This is a genomic window from Hydrogenophaga soli (assembly GCF_054777695.1).
This window is the reverse complement of record NZ_BAAHAK010000004.1, coordinates 185,843-209,827: the sequence shown is the minus strand read 5'-3', so window position 1 is coordinate 209,827 and position 23,985 is coordinate 185,843. Positions and strand designations below refer to the sequence as shown.

The 23,985-nt window shown below is 68.0% G+C and carries 26 protein-coding genes; 15 read left to right on the top strand and 11 right to left on the bottom strand.

Annotated elements, in window-relative coordinates:
* The first annotated feature begins 62 nt into the window (after nucleotides 1–62).
* The 5 genes from ACYVB7_RS09195 to ACYVB7_RS09175 all read left to right on the top strand — a co-directional run bounded on the left by ACYVB7_RS09195 (nucleotide 63) and on the right by ACYVB7_RS09175 (nucleotide 4,718).
* Nucleotides 63–1,256 carry an ATP-binding protein gene (locus tag ACYVB7_RS09195; protein ID WP_460506632.1) on the top strand — a complete coding sequence of 398 codons (1,194 nt, stop codon included), beginning with the start codon at nucleotides 63–65 and terminating at the stop codon, nucleotides 1,254–1,256.
* Nucleotides 1,257–1,365: 109 nt separating this feature from the next.
* Entirely contained in the window at nucleotides 1,366–1,575 is a 210-nt protein-coding gene (locus ACYVB7_RS09190; protein WP_460507021.1) for a DUF3820 family protein, read from the top strand.
* Nucleotides 1,576–1,804: 229 nt separating this feature from the next.
* Nucleotides 1,805–3,028 carry a PLP-dependent aminotransferase family protein gene (locus tag ACYVB7_RS09185; protein WP_460506630.1) on the top strand — a complete coding sequence of 408 codons (1,224 nt, stop codon included), beginning with the start codon at nucleotides 1,805–1,807 and terminating at the stop codon, nucleotides 3,026–3,028.
* A gap of 125 nt (nucleotides 3,029–3,153) precedes the next feature.
* Nucleotides 3,154–4,302: a Fic family protein gene (locus tag ACYVB7_RS09180; protein ID WP_460506628.1), complete on the top strand. Its 1,149-nt coding sequence runs from the start codon at nucleotides 3,154–3,156 to the stop codon at nucleotides 4,300–4,302.
* A gap of 14 nt (nucleotides 4,303–4,316) precedes the next feature.
* Entirely contained in the window at nucleotides 4,317–4,718 is a 402-nt protein-coding gene (locus ACYVB7_RS09175) for a YkgJ family cysteine cluster protein (protein WP_460506626.1), read from the top strand.
* Nucleotides 4,719–4,727: 9 nt separating this feature from the next.
* Here ACYVB7_RS09175 and ACYVB7_RS09170 read toward each other — a convergent pair whose 3' ends face one another.
* Nucleotides 4,728–4,997: a hypothetical protein gene (locus ACYVB7_RS09170; protein ID WP_460506623.1), complete on the bottom strand. Its 270-nt coding sequence runs from the start codon at nucleotides 4,995–4,997 to the stop codon at nucleotides 4,728–4,730.
* A 167-nt stretch (nucleotides 4,998–5,164) separates the two neighbouring features.
* On the opposite strand from ACYVB7_RS09170, the gene ACYVB7_RS09165 reads away from it, so the two are divergent.
* Nucleotides 5,165–5,395: a VF530 family protein gene (locus ACYVB7_RS09165; protein WP_460506621.1), complete on the top strand. Its 231-nt coding sequence runs from the start codon at nucleotides 5,165–5,167 to the stop codon at nucleotides 5,393–5,395.
* A 5-nt stretch (nucleotides 5,396–5,400) separates the two neighbouring features.
* Here the strand turns inward: ACYVB7_RS09165 and ACYVB7_RS09160 are convergent, their stop codons facing one another.
* Nucleotides 5,401–5,706, bottom strand: a complete 306-nt coding sequence (locus ACYVB7_RS09160) for an acylphosphatase (protein ID WP_460506619.1) — start codon at nucleotides 5,704–5,706, stop codon at nucleotides 5,401–5,403.
* Complete coding sequence (locus ACYVB7_RS09155) at nucleotides 5,703–6,392, bottom strand: DUF4197 domain-containing protein (RefSeq protein WP_460506617.1); 690 nt, start codon at nucleotides 6,390–6,392, stop codon at nucleotides 5,703–5,705. The genes ACYVB7_RS09160 and ACYVB7_RS09155 overlap by 4 nt, the downstream gene beginning before the upstream one ends.
* A 175-nt stretch (nucleotides 6,393–6,567) precedes the next feature.
* On the opposite strand from ACYVB7_RS09155, the gene ACYVB7_RS09150 reads away from it, so the two are divergent.
* The 4 genes from ACYVB7_RS09150 to ACYVB7_RS09135 all read left to right on the top strand — a co-directional run bounded on the left by ACYVB7_RS09150 (nucleotide 6,568) and on the right by ACYVB7_RS09135 (nucleotide 9,844).
* Complete coding sequence (locus tag ACYVB7_RS09150; RefSeq protein WP_460506615.1) at nucleotides 6,568–8,133, top strand: methyl-accepting chemotaxis protein; 1,566 nt, start codon at nucleotides 6,568–6,570, stop codon at nucleotides 8,131–8,133.
* An 87-nt stretch (nucleotides 8,134–8,220) separates the two neighbouring features.
* Nucleotides 8,221–9,078 carry a hypothetical protein gene (locus tag ACYVB7_RS09145; RefSeq protein WP_460506613.1) on the top strand — a complete coding sequence of 286 codons (858 nt, stop codon included), beginning with the start codon at nucleotides 8,221–8,223 and terminating at the stop codon, nucleotides 9,076–9,078.
* Nucleotides 9,078–9,332: an ATP-binding protein gene (locus ACYVB7_RS09140; protein WP_460506610.1), complete on the top strand. Its 255-nt coding sequence runs from the start codon at nucleotides 9,078–9,080 to the stop codon at nucleotides 9,330–9,332. Before ACYVB7_RS09145 ends, ACYVB7_RS09140 begins: the two co-directional genes overlap by 1 nt.
* A complete protein-coding gene (locus tag ACYVB7_RS09135; protein ID WP_460506608.1) occupies nucleotides 9,329–9,844 on the top strand; it encodes a GNAT family N-acetyltransferase in 516 nt (171 codons plus the stop codon). The genes ACYVB7_RS09140 and ACYVB7_RS09135 overlap by 4 nt, the downstream gene beginning before the upstream one ends.
* Here the strand turns inward: ACYVB7_RS09135 and ACYVB7_RS09130 are convergent.
* The gene (locus ACYVB7_RS09130) at nucleotides 9,809–10,744 is read right to left on the bottom strand and encodes an SPFH domain-containing protein (protein ID WP_460506606.1); all 936 of its coding nucleotides are present in this window, start codon (nucleotides 10,742–10,744) and stop codon (nucleotides 9,809–9,811) included. The genes ACYVB7_RS09135 and ACYVB7_RS09130 overlap by 36 nt on opposite strands.
* A 29-nt stretch (nucleotides 10,745–10,773) precedes the next feature.
* The gene (locus ACYVB7_RS09125) at nucleotides 10,774–11,202 is read right to left on the bottom strand and encodes an NfeD family protein (RefSeq protein ID WP_460506604.1); all 429 of its coding nucleotides are present in this window, start codon (nucleotides 11,200–11,202) and stop codon (nucleotides 10,774–10,776) included.
* Nucleotides 11,203–11,236: 34 nt separating this feature from the next.
* On the opposite strand from ACYVB7_RS09125, the gene ACYVB7_RS09120 reads away from it, so the two are divergent.
* From ACYVB7_RS09120 to kefC, 4 genes are all read left to right on the top strand, one after another.
* Nucleotides 11,237–11,590 carry an alkylphosphonate utilization protein gene (locus tag ACYVB7_RS09120; protein WP_460506602.1) on the top strand — a complete coding sequence of 118 codons (354 nt, stop codon included), beginning with the start codon at nucleotides 11,237–11,239 and terminating at the stop codon, nucleotides 11,588–11,590.
* A 75-nt stretch (nucleotides 11,591–11,665) separates the two neighbouring features.
* Nucleotides 11,666–12,715: a patatin-like phospholipase family protein gene (locus tag ACYVB7_RS09115; protein WP_460506600.1), complete on the top strand. Its 1,050-nt coding sequence runs from the start codon at nucleotides 11,666–11,668 to the stop codon at nucleotides 12,713–12,715.
* 233 nt (nucleotides 12,716–12,948) lie between these two features.
* Nucleotides 12,949–14,346: a homoserine dehydrogenase gene (locus ACYVB7_RS09110; protein ID WP_460506598.1), complete on the top strand. Its 1,398-nt coding sequence runs from the start codon at nucleotides 12,949–12,951 to the stop codon at nucleotides 14,344–14,346.
* An 8-nt stretch (nucleotides 14,347–14,354) separates the two neighbouring features.
* Entirely contained in the window at nucleotides 14,355–16,172 is a 1,818-nt protein-coding gene (gene kefC, locus ACYVB7_RS09105; RefSeq protein WP_460506595.1) for a glutathione-regulated potassium-efflux system protein KefC, read from the top strand.
* Nucleotides 16,173–16,179: 7 nt separating this feature from the next.
* On the opposite strand, the gene ACYVB7_RS09100 is transcribed toward kefC, so the two are convergent.
* Together ACYVB7_RS09100 and ACYVB7_RS09095 are read right to left on the bottom strand one after the other, a co-directional pair.
* On the bottom strand, nucleotides 16,180–16,659 hold the full coding sequence (locus ACYVB7_RS09100) for a nuclear transport factor 2 family protein (RefSeq protein ID WP_460506593.1): 480 nt from the start codon (nucleotides 16,657–16,659) through the stop codon (nucleotides 16,180–16,182).
* 48 nt (nucleotides 16,660–16,707) lie between these two features.
* A complete protein-coding gene (locus ACYVB7_RS09095; protein ID WP_460506591.1) occupies nucleotides 16,708–16,956 on the bottom strand; it encodes a hypothetical protein in 249 nt (82 codons plus the stop codon).
* A 421-nt stretch (nucleotides 16,957–17,377) separates the two neighbouring features.
* On the opposite strand from ACYVB7_RS09095, the gene ACYVB7_RS09090 reads away from it, so the two are divergent.
* Entirely contained in the window at nucleotides 17,378–18,511 is a 1,134-nt protein-coding gene (locus ACYVB7_RS09090; protein WP_460506589.1) for a Fic family protein, read from the top strand.
* A gap of 33 nt (nucleotides 18,512–18,544) precedes the next feature.
* Here the strand turns inward: ACYVB7_RS09090 and ACYVB7_RS09085 are convergent, their stop codons facing one another.
* From ACYVB7_RS09085 to ACYVB7_RS09070, 4 genes are read right to left on the bottom strand one after another with little or no spacing between them, the layout of a single operon-like run.
* Entirely contained in the window at nucleotides 18,545–18,805 is a 261-nt protein-coding gene (locus tag ACYVB7_RS09085) for a formate dehydrogenase subunit delta (protein ID WP_460506587.1), read from the bottom strand.
* 8 nt (nucleotides 18,806–18,813) lie between these two features.
* Nucleotides 18,814–21,756: a formate dehydrogenase subunit alpha gene (gene fdhF, locus ACYVB7_RS09080; protein WP_460506586.1), complete on the bottom strand. Its 2,943-nt coding sequence runs from the start codon at nucleotides 21,754–21,756 to the stop codon at nucleotides 18,814–18,816.
* Nucleotides 21,757–21,770: 14 nt separating this feature from the next.
* Nucleotides 21,771–23,333, bottom strand: coding sequence for a formate dehydrogenase beta subunit (locus tag ACYVB7_RS09075; protein ID WP_460506584.1), 1,563 nt, complete (start codon nucleotides 23,331–23,333; stop codon nucleotides 21,771–21,773).
* A complete protein-coding gene (locus tag ACYVB7_RS09070; protein ID WP_460506582.1) occupies nucleotides 23,330–23,842 on the bottom strand; it encodes a thioredoxin domain-containing protein in 513 nt (170 codons plus the stop codon). The genes ACYVB7_RS09075 and ACYVB7_RS09070 overlap by 4 nt, the downstream gene beginning before the upstream one ends.
* Between the last annotated feature and the right edge of the window lie 143 nt (nucleotides 23,843–23,985).

Here is a 23,985-nt window from a genome sequence, read left to right as displayed (position 1 = left end):
CGGATGATTTGCCCAGCCCCATCAACCGTGTATTTTCTCCATAAACTGGATAAAATGCACCCATGTTTTCCCGCCTCGCCCACACCCAACTGACCGATCTGCTGGCTCAATTCCCGGCGGTGGTGCTGTTGGGGCCACGGCAGGTGGGCAAGACCACCCTGGCCTTTGCGGCGCAAAGCCAGCACCCCAATGCGTTTTACCTGGACTTGGAGTTGCCCTCGGCCCAGCGCCAGTTGGACGACCCGGAGGCTTTTTTGCAAGCCCATCGCCATCAGTTGGTGATCCTGGACGAGGTGCAGCGCCAGCCCGAGTTGTTTGCTGTGCTGCGCGCCGTCATCGACCAGCGCCGCCGCGATGGGGAAATGGCGGGCCAGTACCTGCTGCTGGGCTCTGCCTCTGGGGTGCTGCTGCGCCAAAGCAGCGAGAGTTTGGCGGGCCGCATGGCCCAACTGGAGCTGCCCCCGTTTCAATTGCGCGAGGTGATGCCCCCCACGGCCCCCCCGGCTGACATGAACAGCCTGTGGATACGGGGCGGGTTTCCGCTGTCGTGGTTGGCCGCAGACGACGCCGCCAGCCTGCGCTGGCGCGAGATGTTCATCGCCACCTATTTGGACAAGGACATTCCCGCCCTGGGGCCGCGCATCCCCAGCACCACGTTGCGCCGCCTGTGGACCATGCTGGCCCACAACCAAGGCGAACTGCTGGATGCCTCCCGGCTGGCGGCGGCGCTGGCCGTCAGCGGCCAGACCGTGGCCCGTTACATCGACCTGCTGTGCGACCTGATGCTGGTGCGCCGCCTGCCCGCATGGAGCGGCAACGTGGGCAAGCGGCTGGTGCGCTCGCCCAAGGTGTATGTGCGCGACAGCGGCCTGGTGCACGCCCTCTTGGGTCTGCAAACGCTGGACGATGTGCTGGGCCACCCGGTGGCGGGTCACAGCTGGGAAGGCTTTGTCATCGAGCAACTGCTGGCCGCCCTGCCCAACCCCTCTGGATCGGCCCAGGCCAGCTTCTACCGCACCAGCCATGGGGCCGAGGCCGACTTGGTGCTGCCCCTGCGCAATGGCCAAACCTGGGTGGTGGAAATCAAACGCTCCTCGGCCCCCACCGTGTCCAAAGGCTTCCATTTGGCGGCGGCTGATGTGGGTGCCACACGCAAGCTGCTGGTGGCCCCGGTCAGTGACACCTACCCCATGCGCGATGGCATCGAAGTCATGTCCCCCCTGGCCGCAGCCCAGCTGCTGGCCGCGCAGGGCTGAAAATCCGGCCCATCCACGCCCCAGGAATTCAATAAAATTTTGGCCTTTACCGCTTTTATATAAAGCATATGCAGCTACACATTTCGAAGCACCCCACCCCATGAACCCCATGGACCCCGCCCTGTTGCTCAAGCTGGTCACCGTGCAAATGCCCTATGGCAAACACGCGGGCCGTTTGCTGGCCGACTTGCCGGGCAACTACCTCAACTGGTTTGCCCGCGAGGGTTTTCCGCCCGGCGAGCTGGGCCGCCTGTTGGCGCTGATGCAGACCATTGACCACAACGGCCTGCGCGACCTGCTGCGCCCGCTGCGGGCTTGAGTTACCATGGCCCGCATGTTCACCCTGTCCCGTTCCGTCTCCGCCGCCCGAGCTGCACGTTCTGCACGAGCCCGTCGCTCGCTGCCGTGCCCTGCGCGTGAGACCCGGACCCTGAGGCGATAGCCCCTCCCCCCAGTTCCAGTTTCCCCCGCAAAGGCCACGGCTCACCCCCGTGGCCTTTTTCTTTGTCCCCGCCGCTTTTTGGCACCGTTTTGAAAGGCCCTTGACCATGTCGAACCCCACCCAGCCCCCCAACCCGCAGCCGCCCCACAGCCAGCACCTGATGGCCATCACCCCCCGGCCCGACACCGTGTTTGTGCGCGGCGAAGGCGCGTGGCTGTGGGACCAGGCGGGCACCCGCTACCTGGACTGGCTGCAGGGCTGGGCCGTCAACGCGCTGGGCCACAGCCCGGCGGTGGTGCGCCAGGCGCTGCACGAGCAGTCGGCCCTGCTGCTCACGCCCAGCCCGGCGCTGTACAACGCGCCCGCCCTGGCACTGGCGCAGCGGCTGTGTGGGTTGAGCGGGTTTGAGCAGGTGTTTTTCGGCAGCACGGGGGCGGAGGCGAACGAGGGGGCCATCAAGCTGGCGCGAAAGTGGGGGAGGATGAAGCGAGCGGGGGCGTTCGAGATCGTGACCTTTCACAACGGTTTTCACGGGCGCAACCTGGCCACCATGGCCGCCAGCGGCAAGCCGGGGTGGGACCAGCTGTTCCCGCCCACGGTGCCGGGGTTTGTGAAGGCGCGGCTGAACGACATCGAATCGGTCCGCGCGGTGTTGAGCGAGCGCACCGTGGCCATCATGCTGGAGCCCGTGCAGGGCGAAGCCGGGGTGCACCCCGCCCGCCCCGCCTTCCTGCGCGCCCTGCGCGAGCTGTGCGACCAGCACGGCCTGCTGCTCATCTTTGACGAGGTGCAGACCGGCTGTGGCCGCCTGGGCGAGCTGTTTGCGTTTGAGCACTTTGGCGTGAAGCCCGACATCCTCACCCTGGGCAAGGGTCTGGGCGGCGGCGTGCCCATTTCCGCCGTGCTGGCCCAGGCACATTGCAGCGTGTTCGAACACGGCGACCAGGGCGGCACCTACGCCGGCAACCCGCTGATGTGCGCCGTGGCGCTGGCGGTGCTGAACGAGCTGAGCCAACCCACCTTTCTGGCCAACGTCCGCCTGCGCGGGCGCGAGCTGCGCGAAGGGCTGCAAGATCTGTCGACCCGCCTGGGCCTGGGCGAGGTGCGCGGCGAGGGCCTGCTGCTGGCCCTGGAGCTGGGGCAGGACATCGCCGCCGACGTGGTGCACACCTGCCGCACCCTTGGCCTGCTGGTCAACGCGGCGCGGCCCCACAACCTGCGCTTCATGCCGCGCCTCAACACCACGGCGGCGGAGGTGCAGCAGGGCCTGGCGCTGCTGGAGCAGGCGCTGGCCGTGCACCTGGAGCCCGCGGCGGCCTTGGAAAGCTGAAGGCAAAAGCAGGGCAGTAACCCGTGGCGGTTGACGTGCAAAGCCTGTGCGTCAACTTTTTTTGACAAGATTCGTCTTTTTCACAAAAATTCAAACACTTAGCTTGATTGAATTTTTGTCATTCCATGGCCCAGCCCGAACCTGACCGCATCCTGGCCCTGCTGTCCCAAGCCGGACCCGCAGGGCTTGCGCCAGCCGATTTGACGGCGGCGCTGGCCCCTGCCAGCCGCTCCACCGTCAACCGCCGCCTGGCCGGGTTGGCGGCCCAAGGGCTGATTGGGGTCAAGGGGCAGGGCCGCGCCACCCGCTATGTGCAAACCGAGCGCTGGACACGGGAACAGGTGGACGCCTTCTTTGCACAGCCCTGGCAAAGCCGCCCCGTGGCCCGGTTTGACGAAGCCCTGCTGCACACCGAGCCCGGTCTCCCCCTGGACAAGGCCATGCGGTTGACCCACCTGCAAGCGCGGGTGCCGCCCATGGATGCGGCCTTCCTGGCCAGCTTTGTGGTGGACTTCTCGTGGGGCTCTTCGGTGCTGGAAGGCAGCACCTACTCCATGCTGGACACCGAGGCCCTGCTGGCCTACGGGCAACGCCACCCCGACAAACCCGCGGCCGAAGCCGTGTTGGCCCTCAACCACCGACAGGCGGCGGAACACCAATGGCAGCACCGGGCACTGACGGTGGACAACGTCTGCGCCTGGCACGCCTTGCTGACGTCCGACCATGGCTTGCCCGATGTGGCCGAATCCGACCATTTCCTGCCCGAACACCAGCGCGGACGCCCACGCGAATACGAGGAGGTGAACCTGGGCGCATCGGCCTACCTGCCCCCATTCCGGCCCGGCACACGCTATGTGGCCGGGGCCCTGGCCACCCTCGTGGAGCGGGCCAATGGCTTGCACCCCTTGCAGGCGGCGCTGTACCTCATGACACGCATTCCCTACCTGCAAGCCTTTGCCAACGGCAACAAGCGAACCTCCCGCATCGCGGCCAACGCCCTGTTGCTGTCCCACGGGCTGGCCCCGCTGTCGTTTGCCGACATGGACAAGGCCAGCTACATCCGGGGCATGGCGGCGTTCTACGAGCTGGGCAGCACCGACCTCATGGAACAGGTGCTGGTGCGCGGGTGCGTACAGTCCGTGGTGCGCAGCAGCGTGCTGCCCTTGTCCTTGCGCGGCCCGGGGTTTGACGTGCCACGCACCGTCGAGCTGTTGAGTGCGTATGTGCACACCGGCAAAAGACCCACCGATCGGCATGCCGCGGCCTTTTTTTGAACCACACTCCCCCCATGCGCTCATCCATCCACATCGTCAACGTCGACAGCAGCGACACCTGGACCCGTTACAAACCCGGCCTGTGCGACCTGTGCCAGGCCAACTGCTGCACCATGCCCCTGGAGGTGCGGGTGAGCGACCTGGTGCGCCTGGGGCTGGTGGACGAGTTCGAGGCTGAAAACGAAGACCCCGCCCGCATTGCCAAGCGCCTGCAAAAGGCACGGGTGGTGGAGCGTTACAACACCAAAGCCGAGGTGTTCACCATGATGCGCCGGGCCGACGGCGACTGCACCTGGCTGGACGCCAAGACCCGCCGCTGCACGGTGTACGAGCAGCGGCCCGACACCTGCCGCCTGCACCCGCAGAAGAAGAGCCCACGGGTGGGTTACTGCGCTTTTGGGGCCAAGGGGCTCTGAGCGTTTTCGTCACAGGGACAGGTCACCCACCGCCAGCGTGCGCTTCAGCAGCGCTTCGCGCCCCTGGGCGCGGATGTCGGCGCGGCGCAGGTCCTGCACCGGCACCTCGGGCGGAATTTCCCCGTTCACGCGGTGCGCCGCGTCAGCCCCGGCCACACGGGGGCTGTGCAGCACCGGGTCTGCGGGGGCGGCCCAGGCGGACGCGGTGGTCATCAGCAAGGTCAACGAGGCCAGCGACGCTGCGCGCAAGACCAGGGGACGGCGGGAGGGGTGGGACATGGTGCATTTCCTTTCAGTGAGGCCGCGGTGGCCGCGGGGTTGAACATCCCGTTGGGGATGACTGAATGGTCTTGCAGCCGCCTGTTTCAAGGGTTTCGGGTGGGTGTCGAAGCGTCGCGGCGCGTGTCGTTTTGTTTCAGCGTCGGGCCGCCTACACTGCACCCCCCATGGACACTCAACCCAACAACCCCCTGCACGGCGTCACGCTGGAAGCCATGCTCACCGCCCTGGTGGCCCACCACGGCTGGGAAGGGCTGGCGCAGCGCGTGCCCATCCGCTGCTTCTCGCTGGACCCCAGCATCAAGTCCAGCCTCACGTTCCTGCGCAAAACGCCCTGGGCTCGGGCCAAGGTGGAAACGGCCTATGTGTTCATGCTGCGCAACCAGCGCAGACGCTGAGCGTCTCAGGCGGTGGCCACCTGCTGAAACTCGGTGAACGGCCCGCCCCAGTCGGCAGGCTCCACCGCGGTCACCTGCACCGCATCCACCCGGGCGGCGATGGGTCCCTGGTGGGCCCAGTGCACCAGGCGATGAACCGCCTGGGCCGGGCCGCACACCACGGCCTCCACACGACCATCGTGCCGGTTGCGCACCCAGCCGGTCAGGCCCAGCTCCCGGGCCACCTGCACGGTGGAGGCGCGGTAGTACACCCCTTGCACTCGCCCCTGCACCCACAGGTGGCGGCAGATCACCTCGCTCTCACCCGTCACCCGCCAAACACCTTGCGCAGCAGGGCACTGCCCGCGGCGGCAGGGTTCTGGCGGATCTTGCGTTCCTCCTCGCCGATGACGAGGTACAGGCCATCCAGCGCCCGCCCGGTGACGTAGCCGGGCAGGTCGGCGTCCTGGGCCTTGAGCAGGCCCATCTTGGCCGCACGCCCGGCCACGGCCTGGTACTTGTCGGCCAGCTTCACGTGTTGGGTGTGCTGGCGCACCACGGGCAGGAACTGCGCGGTCAGCGGCTCGCGGGTCTTGTCGGCAAAGAAGTCGGTCACCGCCGTGTCGCCCCCACGCACGATGTGCAGGGCATCGTCCACGCTGAGGTGCTGGATGGCGTTGGCCAGCAGGTCGGCGGCCAGCGGCACGGCCTGTTCGGCGGCCTGGTTCATGGCGGCCACCAGTTCATCGAGCCGCTTGCCCTGGCCCATGCCGCGCAGCAGGGGAGCGGCATCTTCCAGCACGCCGGGCAGGCCGATGCGCACCTTGGCGTTGCCCGAAAACCCCCCTTGCCGCCCCAGTTGCTGCACCGCCACCTTGGCCCCGGTGGACAGGGCCGCGCGGATGCCGCCCAGGGCGTCGGCGGAAGACAGGTTTTGCGCCCCTGCGGGCAAGGCGTTGAGGCCACCAAGAGAGGCCATCCACACGCCGATGCGTTGGTTGAATTGACGTCGTTGCATGGGGGCACTGTAGCCGCTGCGCACCACCGGCTGGCTGCGGGAATTGATGTTCGTCAAAGGCCAGGGCTTCTCCGCCGCGCAGACGCACACCTGACAGCGCTACGTCAGCCCCCCCGCCAGACAATCCTTGAGTGACTGAATTATGAATATTGCATACACACCAGAGAGGCTCCACGTGTTCAGCTCATTCACCATTTCTCAGCGGCTGTGGCTTCTGATCGGCACCGGCTTGCTGGCCATTGCCGTCATTGCGGGCCTGTCGGTGGCCGAAGGCCGCCGGTTGGCCCTGGCCGAACGCGAAGTGGGCGTGCGCCAGACCGTGGAGGCGGTGCACGGCCTGTTCCAGACGCTGCACGCGCAGGTGCAGTCCGGGGCCTTGACCGAGCCCGAGGCCAAGCAACGCGCCATCGACGCCATCCGCCCGTTGCGCTACAGCGGCAACGAGTATTTCTGGATCAACGATCTGGACACCCGCATGGTGATGCACCCCATCAAGCCCGAGCTGGACGGCACCGACCTCCGCGCCATCAAGGACCCCACGGGCAAGGCGCTGTTCACCGAGTTTGTCCGCACCGTCCAACGCCAGGGCGAAGGCATGGTGTCTTACCTGTGGCCCAAGCCGGGCAGCGAGGACCCGGTGGCCAAGGTGTCCTACGTGAAAGGCTTTGCGCCTTGGGGCTGGGTGCTGGGCTCGGGGGTGTACATCGACACGGTGGAGGCGGTGGTGCGCCAGCAGGCCATGGCCACCGCGCTGGAGTTGCTGGTCGCGGGGGCCTTGCTGCTGCTGGTGGGCATGCTGATTCGCCACAGCCTGCTGCGCCAGTTGGGCGGCGAGCCCCAGCACGCACTGGCCATCGCCCAGCGGGTGGCCCAGGGGGACCTGGCCTCGCCCATCGTGCTGCGGCCGGGGGACAACAGCAGCCTGCTGCACGCCTTGTCGGCCATGCGCCAGCGTTTGGCCCAGACCGTGGCGCAGGTGCGCCAATCGGCCTCGCGCGTGGCCGAGGCCAGTGCCGAGCTGGCCGCTGGCAGCCACCAACTGACCGAGCGCACCGAAAACCAGGCCAGCGCGTTGGAGCAAACCGTGGCGTCCATGGGCCAACTCAGCGCCAGCGTGAACCACAACGCCGAAAGCGCCGCCCAAGGCAACACCCTGGCCCAGCAAACAGCCCAGGTGGCCCACAACGGCGGCACCGTGGTGGGTCAAGCGGTGCACAGCATGCAGGACATCACCGCATCGTCGGGCCGCATGGCCGAAATCATCGGGGTCATTGACGGCATTGCGTTCCAGACCAACATCCTGGCGCTCAACGCAGCCGTGGAAGCGGCCCGCGCAGGCGAAGCCGGGCGCGGGTTTGCCGTGGTGGCAAGTGAAGTGCGCTCGCTGGCCGGGCGCAGTGCGCAGGCGGCCAAGGAAATCAAGGCGCTGATCGACGCCAGCGTGGGCCAGGTGGCCCACGGCACGGGGCTGGTGGCCGACGCTGGCCACACCATGACCGATGTGGTGGCCAGCATCCAGCGGGTCAACGCCATCGTGCGCAACATCAGCACCGCCAGCGCCGAACAAAGCCTGGGCGTGGCCCAGGTGAGCGAAGCCTTGTCCCACATCGACCAGGCCACCCAGCAAAACGCCGCCATGGTGGAAGAAATGAGCACCGCCGCCGACGCGCTGCAGGCCCTGTCCACCGAACTGGTGGCCGCGGTCGACGTGTTCCAGCTGGATCGCCACACCGCCGCCTGAAGCCCCCAGGCACCCGGTGGATTTGGTTCGGCAGGCTGGGGGGCGCCGCCTACACTGGTCGGCCCATTCCCCTCTGTGGAGCCGAACATGAGCCTCTCATTGCCCCTGCGCGCTGCATGGCGGGCAACACGACATCACGCACGGGTGTGCACACTGGGCTTGGCCTGGGCCGTGGCCTGCTGGCCCTTGCAAGGGAGTGCCGCCCCGGTGGTGGCCCCGGCCGACTTGCAGCCCCGACTCCAGCAGGCGGCGCGGGCGTTCACCGTGGTCGAGCCCCACCTGTCGGTCAAGGGCCAGCACACCCAGGTGCAGTACCTGGGCTGGCCCGCCAACGCGGTGTTCGACGTGCTGCTGGGCCCAGGCTGGCAGGCACCGGGGCACGACGTGGTGTTCCAGGCGCTGGATGGGTATGTGTCGCGCATCCCCACCGAGCGCTTCAGCCAGTACACCGCCTACCTGGTGCACCAGCGCGTGGGGCAGGCCCAGTTCACCGTGGACAACCTGGCGCAGAACCAGCCCAACGTGCCGCTGGGCCCGTACTACCTGGTGTGGGACAACGTGAAGTCGCCCGAGCTGCTGCCCGAGGGCGGGAGCTTCTGGCCCTACCAGGTCAACGACATTTCGGTGCAGCCCTCGCGGTTGCAGGCGCTGTTGCCCGGCAACCTGGCCGAGCGTTACCAGGGCGTGGCCACCGACGTGCAAAAGCTCTGCCTGAGCTGCCACCAGATCAACGGTTTTGGCGGCAACAAATGGCCGGGCAACCTGGCGCAGCTGGCCCGTTCGCTGGGGGATGACACCTTCCTGCGCTGGGTGCTGGCACCCAGCAGCCTCAAGCCCGGCACCCAGATGCCCCCCATCGCCGACCAGCGCCCCCAGGCCGAGCGCGAAGTCCTGGCCCGCCAGATCCTGGACTACCTGAAAGCCCTGCCGCCCAGCACGCCCTGATGGCCGAGTCTCCCTCCCGCCCGGTGGTCCGGCCCGGGGCCGTGGCCCTGCCGGTGGTGTCGCCGCAGCGCTGCACCGGCTGCGGCTGGTGTGTGGGCGTGTGTGCGCCGCATGTGCTGTCGCTGAGCACGCCCAGCCCCGGCGCGCGCAAGCAGTCGGTGTTGCACGACGCCAGCGGCTGCACCGGTTGTGCGCTGTGTGTGCTGCGCTGTCCGTTCAACGCCATTGAAATGGTGCGAAAGTCACGCCCATGACCTCCACACCCTTGCCCCACCCCTACCACCTGCGCCCCGCCACCGAGGCCGATGCGCCCGCCATCGTGGGCCTGATCCGCGAGCTGGCCGAGTTCGAACACCTCACCCACCTGATGCAGGCCACGCCCGAGCGGCTGGCACAGCACCTGTTCGGGCCCCGGCCCATGGCCGAGGCAGTGGTGGTGACCGCCGCCGACACCGTGGTGGCCTTTGCGCTGTTCTTCCACAACTACTCCACCTTCCTGACCCAGCCCGGCCTGTACCTGGAAGACCTGTATGTGCAGCCCGCGCACCGCGGCGCGGGCCTGGGCAAGGTGTTGCTGCAGCACCTGGCGCAGCTGGCGGTGGCGCGGGACTGTGGCCGCTTTGAATGGAGCGTGCTGGACTGGAACGCCAACGCCATTGCGTTTTACGAACGCATGGGGGCCACCGTCATGCCCGACTGGCGCATCTGCCGGGTGACCGGCCCCAGCCTGTCAACCCTGGCTGCCGGGGGTGCTGGCACCTCGTGAGGCGCCCACCATCTTCATGGCCGAGGTGATGAGCGTGGACACCTCGGTCATGTTGCTGGGCACGATGAGGGTGGTGGTGGCATCCTGCGCCACCTTGCCGTAGGCCTCCACGGCCTTTTCGGCCACCTTGAGCTGCACGGCCTGTTCGCCCCCGGGCTCGCAGATGGCCTGGGCCACCTTGCGGATGGCGGAGGCCGTGGCGTCGGCCACTTCGAGAATGGCCGCCGCCTGCCCCTGGGCGTTGTTGATCTGCGATTGCTTTTCGCCCTCGGACTTGGCGATGTAGGCCTGCCGCTGGCCGTCGGCCAAGTTGATCTGCTCCTGCCGCTTGCCTTCGGACGCGGCAATCAGGGCGCGCTTGCCCCGCTCGGCGGTGATCTGCGCCTGCATGGCGTGCAGGATTTCGGCGGGGGGCGTGAGGTCCTTGATTTCGTAACGCAGCACCTTCACACCCCAGTTCAGCGCCGCCTCGTCGATGGCCGCCACCACCTGGGCGTTGATCATGTCGCGTTCTTCAAAGGTCTTGTCCAGCTCCAACCGGCCAATGACACTGCGCAGCGACGTTTGCGCCAGCTGGGTGATGGCCAGCACGTAGTTGGACGAGCCGTAGCTGGCACGCATGGGGTCGGTCACCTGGAAGTACAGGATGCCGTCCACCTTGAGCTGGGTGTTGTCGCGGGTGATGCACACCTGTTCGGGCACATCCAGCGGGATTTCCTTCAGGCTGTGCTTGTAAGGCACCCGGTCGATGAAGGGGAAGATGAAGTTCAGCCCGGGCGTGAGTGTTCCTGCGTACTTGCCCAGCCGCTCCTTGACCCACGCGTTTTGCTGCGGCACCACGTGGATGGATTTGATGATGAAGACGACTGCAATGACCAGCAGCACAAGCGCGATTTCCATGGTGTTTTCCTCCTGAAGTTCAAAGCCAATCAATTGCTGGCCGGTTGCAAGGCCAGCTGGTTGCCCTGCACCGCCACGATGCGGTGCGGCCCGGGTTGCCGGGGTGCGCCGGGCGCGGCCACCGCCTGCCAGGCCACGCCACGGTGGCGAACAGACGTGGTGCCATCGGGCTGCCAAGCCTCCACCACCACGGTCTGACCCACGTCCAGCAGCACGTCGGGGTTGGCCTGGGCGTCCACCTGCGGCTGGCGCTTGCGCCACTGCGCCCACACCGCCACCGCGCCGCCGCCCACCAGGGCCGCGCTGATCAATTGGCCGGTGAGCCCCAGGCCCGCGTGGGCGGCCAGCGCCGCCGCCACCGGCCCCAGCGCCAGCACCAACAGAAAGAAGCCCCCGGTCAGCAACTCAGCCGCCGCCAGGGCACCTGCGAGAATCCACCACGCATTTGCTGCATTCATGTCCCCATTGTGGACCTTTTCCCCTCTTCATTCCATGTCCAACACCGCTCCCGCCTGCCCCGTCTGTGGCCTTGAAAACACCTACCCCGATGGCACCCAATGGGTCTGCCCCGATTGCAGCCACGAATGGCCCATGGCCGCCGCGGGCGACGATGCCGACGCCGCCGAAGACACCGTGGTGCGCGACAGCAACGGCACGCCGCTGGCCACGGGTGACGCGGTCATCGTCATCAAGGACCTGAAGGTCAAGGGCTCGTCCATCGTGCTGAAAAAGGGCACCAAGATCAAAAGCATCCGCCTGCCCGACGGCGCGGGCGACCACGAGGTGGACTGCAAGACCGACCAGGGCGCCTTCATGCTGAAGGCCGAATTCCTCAAGAAAGCCTGAACACCCGCGTTGACCCCGTTGCCCCACGGGGGTCACAGACACGGTCAATAATGGTCCTTCCATTGCGGAGGCCCTGTGGACCCTGATCTTTCCAAGCCAGATTGGCCCGCTCGTCCCCGCCACATCAGCCTGGCCCTGCAAGGCGGCGGTGCCCATGGTGCGTTCACATGGGGGGTGCTGGACGCTTTGCTGGAAAGCGGCCGACTGCACGTGGACAGCGTCAGCGGCACCAGCGCCGGGGCCATGAATGCCGTGGCGTTGGCCCACGGGCTGTTGCAGGGCGGCCCCACTGGTGCGCGGGAAGCCTTGGATGCATTCTGGACCGCGGTGGCCGCGAGCGTGCCCTTCGACATGGCCACCCTGTCGGCCGATGGTCAGCGGGTGGCGCTGGCCCCGCCCGTGTGGCTGATGCTCCAGTGGGCCGACCTGCTGTCGCCCGAGCAGCTCAACCCCTTTGACGCCAACCCGCTGCGGGACGTGCTGCAAAGCCAGATCGACTTCGAGGCCATTCGCCGCCACTCGCCCGTGCGCCTGTTCATTGCGGCCACCCATGCCTTGACGGGCCAGCTGCGGCTGTTTCGCGAGCACGAGCTCCATGTCGAAGCGGTCCTGGCCTCGGCCTGCCTGCCCGCATTGCACCGCCCGGTGTCCATCGACGGCCATCCGCACTGGGACGGCGGGTACGCCGCCAATCCCCCCGTGTGGCCCTTGGTTCAACACGCCCCGGGGCGCGATGTGATGCTGGTGCTGTTGACCCCCTTGCAGCACGCGGACATGCCCGTCACCGCGCACGACATCCGGCTGCGCACCGTTGAAATGGCTTTTTCGGGGGCGTTCTTGCGCGAAATGCGCCTGCTGAGCACCCTGCGGCAACAGGCGCAACGGCGGTGGATCCGCTGGAGCCGCCTGGAGCGCCGCTTGGCCAACACCCGGTTTCATGTGATGGAGGCCCCGCACGCCCTGGTCTCGCTGGGCACCGGCAGCAAGCTGGCCACCTCCATGCCGATCTTTCAGCACCTGAAAACACTGGGGCGGGCACACGCGCAAGACTGGCTCATGCGGCACGGCCACGCCCTGGGGCGGCACGACACGGTGGACCTGCCCACGCTGTTCGGCACGGATTGACACGCTACACTGAGCCCCATGGTCTTCATTGGCATCCCTTCACAAACCCGCCCTGCCGTGTCCACGGCAGGTGGCGCTGTGCTGTGCGCCCGAATGACCATGACCACCATGACCACCGCGGCCCCCTGATCGCGCAGGTGGCCGTTCCAACGGCCACTGGTGTGACGCTCTCCCCCGCCACAAAACACCCAGCCAGGCCGCTGGGTTTGTTTTTTGTCCAGGAGATGCTTCACATGTCACACCGCCCCGCCCCTCATCCCGCCCGCTGTTCCGCGGCCCCTGCCGCGCAGCCGCCTCACCCTCACCACCCGGTTCATCCGCCCAGCGCATTGGCCTTGCCGCCGCTGCCCGCCTTGCGCATCGGCCTGCTGGGCCTGGGCACCGTGGGTGCGGGCACGCTGGCCGTGCTGCGGCGCAACCACCACGCCATTGCCCGGCGCACCGGGCGGCACCTGGTGGTGACCCACGTGGCCGCACGCAACGTGGCCCGCGCCCAGGCCCTGGCGGGCCCTGACGTGCAGGTGCTGGCCGACGCCCACGCCGTGGCCACCCACCCCGAGGTGGACGTGGTGGTGGAGGCCGTGGGCGGCACCGGCGCGGCGCTGGACTGGGTGCTGGCCGCCCTGGCCAGCGGCAAACACGTGGTGACGGCCAACAAGGCGCTGCTGGCCGAGAAGGGGCACATCGTGTTCGAGGCCGCGCAGCGCCACGGGCGGGTGGTGGCGTTCGAAGGGGCGGTGGCCGTCAGCACCCCCATCATCAAGGCGCTGCGCGAGGGGCTGGGCGGCAACCACATCGGGTGGCTGGCGGGCATCATCAACGGCACCAGCAACTTCATCCTCAGCGCCATGCGCACGCAGGGCCTGTCGTTCGACGCCGCGCTGGCCCAGGCCCAGGCGCTGGGGTATGCCGAGGCCGACCCGGCCTTCGACATCCACGGCCACGACGCTGCGCACAAGCTCACCCTGCTGGCGGCGGTGGCGTTTGGCATGCCGCTGCGCCACGCCCAGGTGCACACCGAGGGCATTGCCTCCCTCACCGCCGCCGACCACCTGTGTGCCCAGGCGCTGGGCTACCGCATCAAGCTGCTGGGGCTGGCGCGGCGGCAGCCGGGCGGGGTGGAGCTGCGCGTGCACCCCACGCTCATCCCCGCCGACCACCTGCTGGCCCAGGTGGAGGGCTCGCTCAACGGCATCGTGGTGCAGGGCGACGCCAGCGGCCCCACCGTGCACTGCGGCGCCGGGGCGGGGGGCGAGCAAACGGCCTCGGCCATCGTGGCCGACCTGATCGACATCGCCCGCGCCCACGCCGTGCCCCTGCTGGGCGTGTTGCCCTGGGCCACCGAAGACCTGCCCGTGCTGCCCCTGGCCGAGGTGGTGACGCGGCACTGCCTGCGCATCCCGTCCGCCACCGCCGGGGCCTTGCTGGCCCCGGTGTTGGACGCCCTGCATGCCGCCGGGCTGGAGGCCGAGGTGCTGACCCCCGTGCCCGACGCCGCCCAGGCCCCCGGCCTGCTGGTGCTGACCCGCGCCGCCAGCGAACGCGCCGCCCGGCAGGCGGTGGACGCCATCCAGGCGATGCCCGGGGTCAGCGCCCCGGTGATGCGCCTGCGGGTGGAAAGCCTGACATGATGCCCGGCATGTCCGGCGCCGTCCTCCCCACCCTCCCCGACTGGCTGAGCAGCAGCCTGGTGTACCTGAGCGCCGCCGTGGTGGCGGTGCCCCTGGCGCGTGCCGCGGGGCTGGGGGCCATCCTGGGCTATTTGGCGGCGGGCATGGCCATTGGCCCCTGGGGCCTGAAGCTGGTGACCGAGGTGGAACACATCCTGCACTTTGCCGAGTTCGGTGTGGTGCTGATGCTGTTTTTGGTGGGGCTGGAGTTGGAGCCGCGCCGCCTTTGGACGCTGCGCCGCCCCATCTTCGGCTGGGGCAGTGCCCAGGTGCTGGGCTGTGCCGCGGTGCTCACCGGCGCGGCGGTGCTGGCCGGGGTGCCGCCCACGCTGGCGGTGGTGGCCGCGCTGGGGCTGGCCCTGTCGTCCACGGCCATTGCCTTGCAGGTCATGCAGGAGCGCAACCTGCTGGGCACCGCCAGCGGGCAGGCGGGGTTTGCCATCCTGCTGTTCCAGGACGTGGCGGCCATTCCCATCCTGGCGCTGCTGCCCTTGCTGGCCGTGGACTCAGCACAAAATATGCCTCTACCGCTTTCATACAAAGCGTGGGAAGCTATCAAAACCATTGCAGTGGTGGGCGGTGTGGTGCTGGGCGGGCGCACCGTGTTGCGCCCCCTCATGCGCGCCGTGGCCAAGAACGGCACGCCCGAAATCTTCACCGCCGGGGCCTTGCTGCTGGTGGTGGCGGTGGCCGCGCTGATGCAGGTGGTGGGCCTGTCCATGGCGCTGGGGGCCTTCCTGGCCGGGGTGCTGCTGGCCGACAGCGAATACCGCCACGAGCTGGAAACCGACATCGAACCCTTCAAGGGCCTGCTGCTGGGGCTGTTTTTCATGGCCGTGGGCATGAGCATCGACTTCGGCGTGCTGCTGGCCCGTCCCTGGCACATGCTGGGCGTGGTGCTGGGGTTCCTGGCCGTCAAGGGCGTGGTCATCTGGCTGCTGGCGCGGGCCATGGGCATCCCGGTGGCCGAACGGCCGGTGCTGGTGCTGCTGCTGGCCCAGGGTGGCGAGTTTGCGTTTGTGGTGTTCCAGGCGGCGGCGGGGGTGCACGCCATCGAGGCCGAAACCGCCTCGCTGCTGGTGGGCGCGGTGGCCTTGTCCATGCTGCTCAGCCCGCTGCTGCTGGCCGCCCTGAGCCGCTGGCTGCTGCCGCGCTTTGCCCACTGCGAAACCAACACCCTGGAGGAGCTGGCCGAGCCGCAGACGGCGCCCACCATCATCGCGGGCTTCGGGCGCTACGGGCAGATCGTGGCGCGTGTGCTCAGCGCCCAGGGCCTGCCCGCCACGGTGCTGGAGCACGACGCCGGCATGGTGGAAAGCGCCCGCGCCTTCGGCTACGAGGTGTTTTTTGGCGACGCCACCCGGCTGGACCTGCTGCGCACCGCCGGGGCCGAACAGGCCCGGGTGCTGGTGGTGGCGGTGGACGGCGTGGCCCAGTCGCTGGCGCTGGTGGACCTGGCGCGCCAGCACTTCCCGCACTTGACGGTGGTGGCCCGCGCCCGCGACGTGACCCACTGGAACGCGCTGCGCGACCGCGGCGTGACCGAGCTGGACCGCGAGCTGTTCGACAGCAGCCTGCACACCGCCCAGCGGGTGCTGCAGGCGCTGGGGCAGAGCGAGGACCAGGCCGCGGCCATGGCCGGGCGTTTTCGGCAGCACAACCTGCAACTGCTGGAGGCCATGCACCCCCACCACAAGGACCGCTCCAAGCTGATCGCCGTGTCCAAACAGGGGCGGCAGCAGCTGGAGGAGCAGATGGCGCGGGAGCGGGCCGAGGCCCAGCGCTGACGCCCCCTCAAAGCCCCAATGCGCTCAGGCCCGGGTGGTCGTCCGGGCGGCGGCCCAGCGGCCAGTGGAACAGGCGGTCGGCCTGGGCGATGGGCCGGTCGTTGATGCTGGCAAAGCGCCGCGCCATGTAGCCCTCGGGGGTGAATTCCCAGTTCTCGTTGCCGTAGGAGCGGTACCACTGGCCCGAATCGTCGTGCCATTCGTAGGCAAAACGCACGGCAATGCGGTTGTCGGTGAAGGCCCACAGCTCCTTGATGAGGCGGTAGTCCAGCTCGCGCGCCCATTTGCGCACCAGGAACTGGTGCACCTGCTCGCGCCCCACCGGAAACTCGGCGCGGTTGCGCCACACGGTGTCGGGGGTGTAGACCTGCACCACGCGGTCGGGGTCGCGGGAGTTCCAGGCGTCTTCAGCCAGGCGCACCTTCTGGGCGGCGGTGTCGGCGGTGAACGGGGGCAGGGGTGGTTTGGGTGTTGCGGGGGCGGTCATGGTGGCTCCAAGGGGTGGTGTGGGGCAATCCCCACTCAGGGGGTCCAATCAGCAGGCCCAATCGCGGCACACGTCTTCGGGCAGGGCCTTGGGTGAGCGCGGGGGCTTGGGGGGTTGCACGGGATCGGCGGTGCCAGGGGTGAGAGGGGCGCGAGGAGTGTCCAGCACCCTCCAGCCCACCAGGGTTTCGCCGGGGGCGCAGAAGGCGACCTGCAGGGCCGGATCGCGCACCTTGGAGCCCGACAGCATCTTGCCGCCCAGCCCCAGGGCGTGGGCCGCGGCCAGGAAGTGGGCCATGGCCGCGCCTCGCCCCTCACCACCGCCAGGCGGAAAGGCACCAGCTCGGCATGGTCGGAGGCGTGCAAGGCGGCCTCCACCATGCGGCGCAACTGGGCGTCGGACGGGCCAGGGTCGGTCAGCTGCCGGGGACCGTGGGAATGGCGGGTGCACAGGACGGTGGTCGCATCCATGGGATCGCTACACTTTCAATTGCTGCTTGCGCTTGCACATAAAGCGCCAATCGCCAAAATTACTCGCAACACTGACACTCCCAACGTACCCAAATCAAAAGGCTCGCCGCATGGGTGACCGGTCTCCCCGTTGCCGGAGGCGGTCCGCCTGGGTTCAGCCGACCAACGTTGTTATCCTGACCCTCACCGTGCGGCGCATCATGATGCATGCAGACCGCATGGTCACCCACCCTCATCGACGTCATGCCATGAAATTCGAGACCTTCAAGGCTGGGCATTGGCAGCCACGCTACCAATACAAGAGTTTTGAGCCTGTGCCCGTCAACCACGATTGGGTGTGGGAAGACCCCTCCATCAACACCTTGCTGGAACAGGCCACGCGAGCGCTGGGGGAGCTCAATGCGTTTTCCCTGATCGTGCCGGACATTGACCTGTTCATTGAAATGCATGTGGTCAAAGAGGCTCAGACCTCCAGCAAGATCGAGGGCACACAAACCGGCATGGACGAGGCGTTGATGCCTGAAGACCAGGTCAAGCCCGAAAAGCGTGATGACTGGCGTGAGGTTCGCAATTACATCGACGCGGTGAACACCGCTGTGGCCGAGCTGAAAACACTGCCGCTGTCCAACCGCCTGCTCAAACAAACACATGCCGTGCTGATGCGCGGCGTGCGCGGAGAGCACAAGCAGCCAGGGGAATTTCGCAGCAGCCAGAATTGGATCGGCGGCTCCAGTTTGGCGGATGCCACGTTCATCCCGCCCCACCAAGACGGCGTGCCCGACCTGATGAGCGACTTGGAGAAGTTCTGGCACAACGATCAAATTTTGGTGCCGCACCTGGTGCGTGTGGCCATCAGCCACTATCAGTTTGAAACCGTGCACCCGTTTTTGGACGGGAATGGACGCATTGGCCGTCTCCTGATTCCGCTGTACCTCATCAGCCATGGCTTGCTGTCCAAGCCGTCTTTGTATTTGTCAGATTTTTTTGAGCGCAACCGTGCCAGCTACTACGACGCCCTGATGCAGGTGCGCGTGTCCAACAACCTGATCCACTGGGTGCGGTTCTTCTTGAATGGTGTGGCTCAGACCGCCACCAAGGGTCGCGACACGTTTCAACAAATTTTGGCGCTTCGCACCCAAGCAGAGCAACACATATTGCAACTGGGAAAGCGCACCCCCAACGCACGCCAAGCCCTGAATGTGTTGTATCGCAAGCCCATGGTGACAGCGGCAGACCTTGAGCTGGCCCTTGGGCTGTCACACCCCACCGTGAACGCCTTGCTGCGCGACTTCATGCGCCTGGGTCTGCTGCGCGAAGTCACTGGCGCAGCACGCAACCGCCTGTATGTGTTTGAAACTTACCTTGAGCTGTTTGTTAAGTAAGGAAACGCTGTTTTCCTTACCCAGCAAGACGCGCTAGGTAAAGTTGCTGAACTCGCTGGGCGTCAGCCGCTGGCGGTGCGCGCGCAGGGCGTCGGCCACCAGCGGCGACAGGGCGTGGGGCGTGCCGGGGTCGCTGGCGGCGTCCAGCTGTTGCAGCAGCAGGCGGCGCATGCGCGGGTCCCAGAACTTGTGGATGTGGGTGGCAATGCCCTCCAGCGCCTCGGTGCGGTCGCTGAAGGACTCGAAAAACTGGCCAATGCGGTTGGCCATGTGGGTGAGGTTCTGCGTGTCCATCGGGGCGCTCAGGCTTGGGGGGCCGCGGTGCGGGCCTGGGCCAGCAGGTCCAGCTGTTGGGTGTGGAAGGCCTGGTGCTGGCGCTGCCAGTCGGCCTGCGGTTGCATGACCTTGGTGACCTGCACCGCCGTCACCTTGTACTCGGGGCAGTTGGTGGCCCAGTCCGAGCTGTCGGTGGTGATGACGTTGGCCCCGCTTTCGGGGAAGTGGAAGGTGGTCCACACCACGCCGGGCTGCATGCGCTCGGTCACCCGGGCGCGCAGCACCGTCTGCCCGGCGCGGCTGGTGATGCCCACCCAGTCGCCGTCGGCAATGCCGCGCTCCTGCGCGTCGTGGGGGTGGAGGTCCAGCCGGTCCTCGCTGTGCCACAGGCTGTTGGGGGTGCGCCGGGTCTGCGCGCCCACGTTGTACTGGCTCAAGGTGCGCCCTGTGGTCAGCAGCAGCGGGAACACGCGGGTGACCTTTTCGTCGGTGGGCACGTACTGCGTGTTGAAGAACTTGCCCTTGCCGCGCACAAACTGCTGCTGGTGCATGAGGGCGGTGCCGGCCTCATCGGTGTGCTCGTTGCACGGCCACTGCACGCTGCCCAGGCGCTCGATCTTCTCGTAGCTCACACCCTGGAACGAGGGGGTGAGTGACGCGATTTCTTGCATGATCTGCTCGGGGTGGCGGTAGTGCATGGGGTAGCCCAGCGCGTTGGCCAGCTTCAGCGTGGCCTCCCAGTCGCCCACGCCCGACAGCGGCGGCATGGCCTGGCGCACGCGGCTGATGCGGCGCTCGGCGTTGGTGAAGGTGCCGTCCTTTTCCAGGAAGCTGCTGCCGGGCAGCAGCACATGGGCGTATTGGGCGGTTTCGTTCAGGAACAGGTCCTGCACCACCACACACTCCATGGCTTGCAGGGCGGCGATCACGTGCTGGGTGTTGGGGTCGCTTTGCACGATGTCCTCGCCCACGCAGTACAGCCCCTTGAAGCTGCCGCCCAGCGCGGCTTCGAACATGTTGGGGATGCGCAGGCCGGGCTCGGGGTTGAGCTCCACACCCCAGGCCGCCTCGAACTGGCTGCGCACCGTGGTGTCGGCAATGTGGCGGTAGCCCGGCAGCTCGTGCGGGAAGCTGCCCATGTCGCAACTGCCTTGCACGTTGTTCTGGCCGCGCAGGGGGTTCACGCCCACGCCTTCACGCCCCACCATGCCGCAGGCCATGGCCAGGTTGCAGATGCCGATGACGGTGGTGGAGCCCTGGGCATGTTCGGTCACGCCCAGCCCGTAGTAGATGGCCGAGTTGGGCCCGCTGGCGTACAGCCGGGCGGCGGCCCGCACCTCGGCGGCGGGCACGCCGGTGACGGCCTCGAAGGCCTCGGGCGAGTTCTCGGGCCGGGCCACGAAGGCCCGCCATTCGTTGAAGCTCTTGGTGTCGCAACGCTCGGCCACATAGGCCTCGTTAACCCGACCTTCGGTCACCACCACATGGGCCAGCGCGGTGATCAGGGCCACGTTGGTGCCGGGCTTCAAAGCCAGGTGGTGCTGGGCGCGGACGTGGGGGCTGTCCACCAGCTCGATGCGGCGGGGGTCGATGACGATGAGCTTGGCTCCCTCGCGAATGCGCCGCTTCAGGCGCGAGCCGAACACCGGGTGCGCGTCGGTGGGGTTGGCCCCCATGACCACGATCACGTCGGCCTGCTCGACCGACTTGAACGTCTGCGTGCCTGCCGAGGTGCCAAAGGTCTGGCCCATGCCGTAGCCGGTGGGCGAGTGGCACACGCGGGCGCAGGTGTCCACGTTGTTGTTGCCGAAGGCGGCGCGCACCAGCTTTTGCACCAGGTACACCTCTTCGTTGGTGCAGCGGCTGGAGGTGATGCCACCCACCGCATCCCGCCCGTGGCGGGCCTGGATGGCCTTGAAGCGGCTGGCGGCAAAGTCAATGGCCTCGTCCCAGCCCACCGGACGCCAGGGGTCGGTGATGCGCTCGCGCACCATGGGTTGGGTGATGCGGTCCTTGTGCGTGGCGTAGCCCCAGGCAAAGCGGCCTTTCACGCAGCTGTGCCCCTCGTTGGCCTTGCCGTCCTTCCACGGCACCATGCGGACCACGGTTGAACCTTTCATGTCCGCTTTGAAGCCGCAGCCCACGCCGCAGTAGGCGCAGGTGGTGATGAGGCTGTGGGTGGGCTGGCCCAGCTCGATCACGCTTTTTTCCTGCAGCGTGGCGGTGGGGCAGGCCTGCACGCAGGCACCGCAGCTGACGCAGTCGCTGTCCATGAAGGGCTGGTCCTGCCCGGCGGACACACGGCTCTCGAACCCCCGGCCCGAGATGGTGAGGGCGAAGCTGCCCTGGGTTTCCTCGCAGGCGCGCACGCAGCGGTTGCAGACGATGCACTTGGACGGGTCGTAGCTGAAGTAGGGGTTGGACTCGTCCTTGGGCTTGAACAGCGGGTTGGGCTGCGCCTCAGCCCCCACGGGGGTGTGGCGGCTGCAATGGTGGGCACCGGCCACGCCCGCCACCGTTTCGCCGCCCACGCCGTAGCGCACGTTGCGCAGGCCCACCACGCCGGCCTGGGTTTGCAGCTCGCAGTCGCCGTTGGCGCTGCAGGTCAGGCAGTCCAACGGGTGGTCGCTGATGGTCAGCTCCATGATGTTGCGCCGCAGGGCCTGGAGCTTGGGCGTCTGGGTGTGGACCACCATGCCCGGCTGGGCCGGGGTGGTGCACGAGGCGGGGCAGCCTTTCATGGGGCCGTTGGGTCCATCCACCTCCACCAGGCACAAACGGCAGGAACCGAAGGGCTCCAGGCTGTCGGTGGCGCACAGCTTGGGCACCTGAATGCCCACCTGCGCCGCGGCCCGCATCAGCGAGGTGCCCTGGGGCACGCGGACCGCGTGGCCGTCGATGGTGAGGTCCACGGTCTGGTCGGAATGGCGGGCAGGGGTGCCCATGTCGATGTCGGGGGTGATGGACATGGCGGCGTCTTTCTTCACAGACCGAAGTCCTGCGGGTAATGGTCCAGGGCCGAGAGCACGGGGTAGGGCGTCATGCCGCCCATGGCGCACAGGCTGCCGTGGACCATGGTGTGGCACAGGTCGCGCAGCAGGTACACCTGCTGCTCACGCTGCGGGGGCTGGTGGGCGGAGGCGACGATGCGGTCCACCACCTCCACGCCGCGGGTGGAGCCGATGCGGCAGGGCGTGCACTTGCCGCAGCTCTCCAGCGCGCAGAACTCGAAGGCGTAGCGGGCCAGGGCGGCCATGTCGGCGGTGTCGTCGTGCACCACGATGCCGCCGTGCCCCAGCACCGCACCCATGGCGGCATAGGCTTCGTAGTCCAGCGGCACGTCCCATTGCGATTCGGGCACATAGGCCCCCAGCGGCCCGCCCACCTGCACGGCCTTGATGGGCCGCCCGCTGCGCGTGCCGCCGCCAAAGCCGTACAGCAGCTCGCGCAGGGTCAGGCCGAATGCCTTTTCCACCAACCCGCCGTGCCGGATGTTGCCCGCCAGCTGGAAGGGCAGGGTGCCGTGCGAGCGGCCCACGCCGTGGTCGCGGTAGAACTGCGCCCCCCGCGCCAGGATGAGCGGCACCGTGGCCAGGGTGATGACGTTGTTGATGACCGTGGGCTGGCCGAACAGCCCTTGCAGCGCAGGCAGCGGCGGCTTGGCGCGCACGATGCCGCGCTTGCCTTCCAGGCTTTCCAGCAGCGCGGTTTCCTCGCCGCACACATAGGCCCCGGCGGCCTTGCGCACCTCCACATGGAAGGCCCGTCCGCTGCCACAGACGTTGTCGCCCAGGTAGCCCGCGGCGGTGGCTCGGGCCACGGCCTCGGTGAGGGTGGCGACGGCGTGCGGGTATTCGCTGCGGATGTACACATACCCCCGCGTGGCCCCCACGGCCAGCCCGGCAATGGCCATGCCTTCCAGCAGCATGTAGGGGTCGCCCTCCAGCGTCATGCGGTCGGAGAAGGTGCCGGAGTCGCCCTCGTCGGCGTTGCACACCACGACCTTCTGCGCGGCCTCGGCCTGCTGCACGGTGCGCCATTTGATGCCCGCGGGAAACGCCGCCCCGCCGCGCCCGCGCAGGCCCGAGTGGGTGACCTCGTGCACCAGCGCCTCGGGCGTGAGCGACACGGCGCGTTTCAGGCCCGCCCAGCCTTCGTGGGCCTCGTAGTCGGCCAGGCTGAGCGGCTGGATGATGCCCATGCGGCGGAAGGTGAGCCGCTCCTGCAAGGCCAGGTAGGGCATGTGTTCGGTGATGCCATGGCACAGCGGGTGGGCCGCGCCCTGCAGCAGGCCCGCGTCCAGCAGGCCGGGCACGTCTTCGGGGGCCACCGGGCCGTAGGCCATGCGCCCGGACGGTGTGACCACCTCCACCAGCGGCTCCAGCCAGAACAGGCCGCGCGAGCTGTTGCGCAGCACCTGCACGGCCCAGCCGCGCTGGGCGCAGCCCTGGGCCAGCGCGTGGGCCACCTCGTCGGCCCCGGCGGCCAGGGCCGCGGAGTCGCAGGGCACGTAGACGGTGGCGGGAAGGTGAAGGGAGGTGTTCATGCGGCCTCTCCGGTGGGGGCGGCACCCAGGCTCACACCCAGCGTGTGCATGAGCTGGCGCAGCTTGTCGGGCGTGGCGCGGGCCACCAGCCGCGCATCCACCTGCACCGCGGGGGACGAGGCGCACAGGCCCAGGCAGTACACGGGCTCCAGGGTCACCGCGCCGTCGGCGCGGGTGCTGTGGCGCTCGCAGCCCAGCAGGGCCTCGGCCTGGGCCATCAGGGCGTCGGCCCCGCAGGCCTTGCAGGCTTCGGCCTGGCACACCTGCACCACATGACGGCCCGGGGGTTGGCTGCGGAAGAAGTGGTAGTAGCTCAACACCCCGTGCACCTCGGCCCGCGACAGGCCCAGGGCCTGGGCAATGGCGGGCACGCTCTCGGCGGGCACATGGCCCAGCGCGTCCTGCACGGCGTGCAGCAGGGGCAGCAGGCCGCCGGGCTGGAGGCGGTGGCGGGCCAGCAGCGGGGGCAGAACAGCCGTCCAGTCGGCAGAAACATCGGCTTGGGTCATGGGCACGCGGTGGGTTTGGCCCCATCGGCGGGGCGGGCGGCGAATAATGCGGGCTTTGAGGGGCGGCTGCAATATGAGCCCCACTGCACGCCCCATATGCTGTCGGGCGCTTATAGGGTTTCCACCGAAGGTTGTTTTTCCGG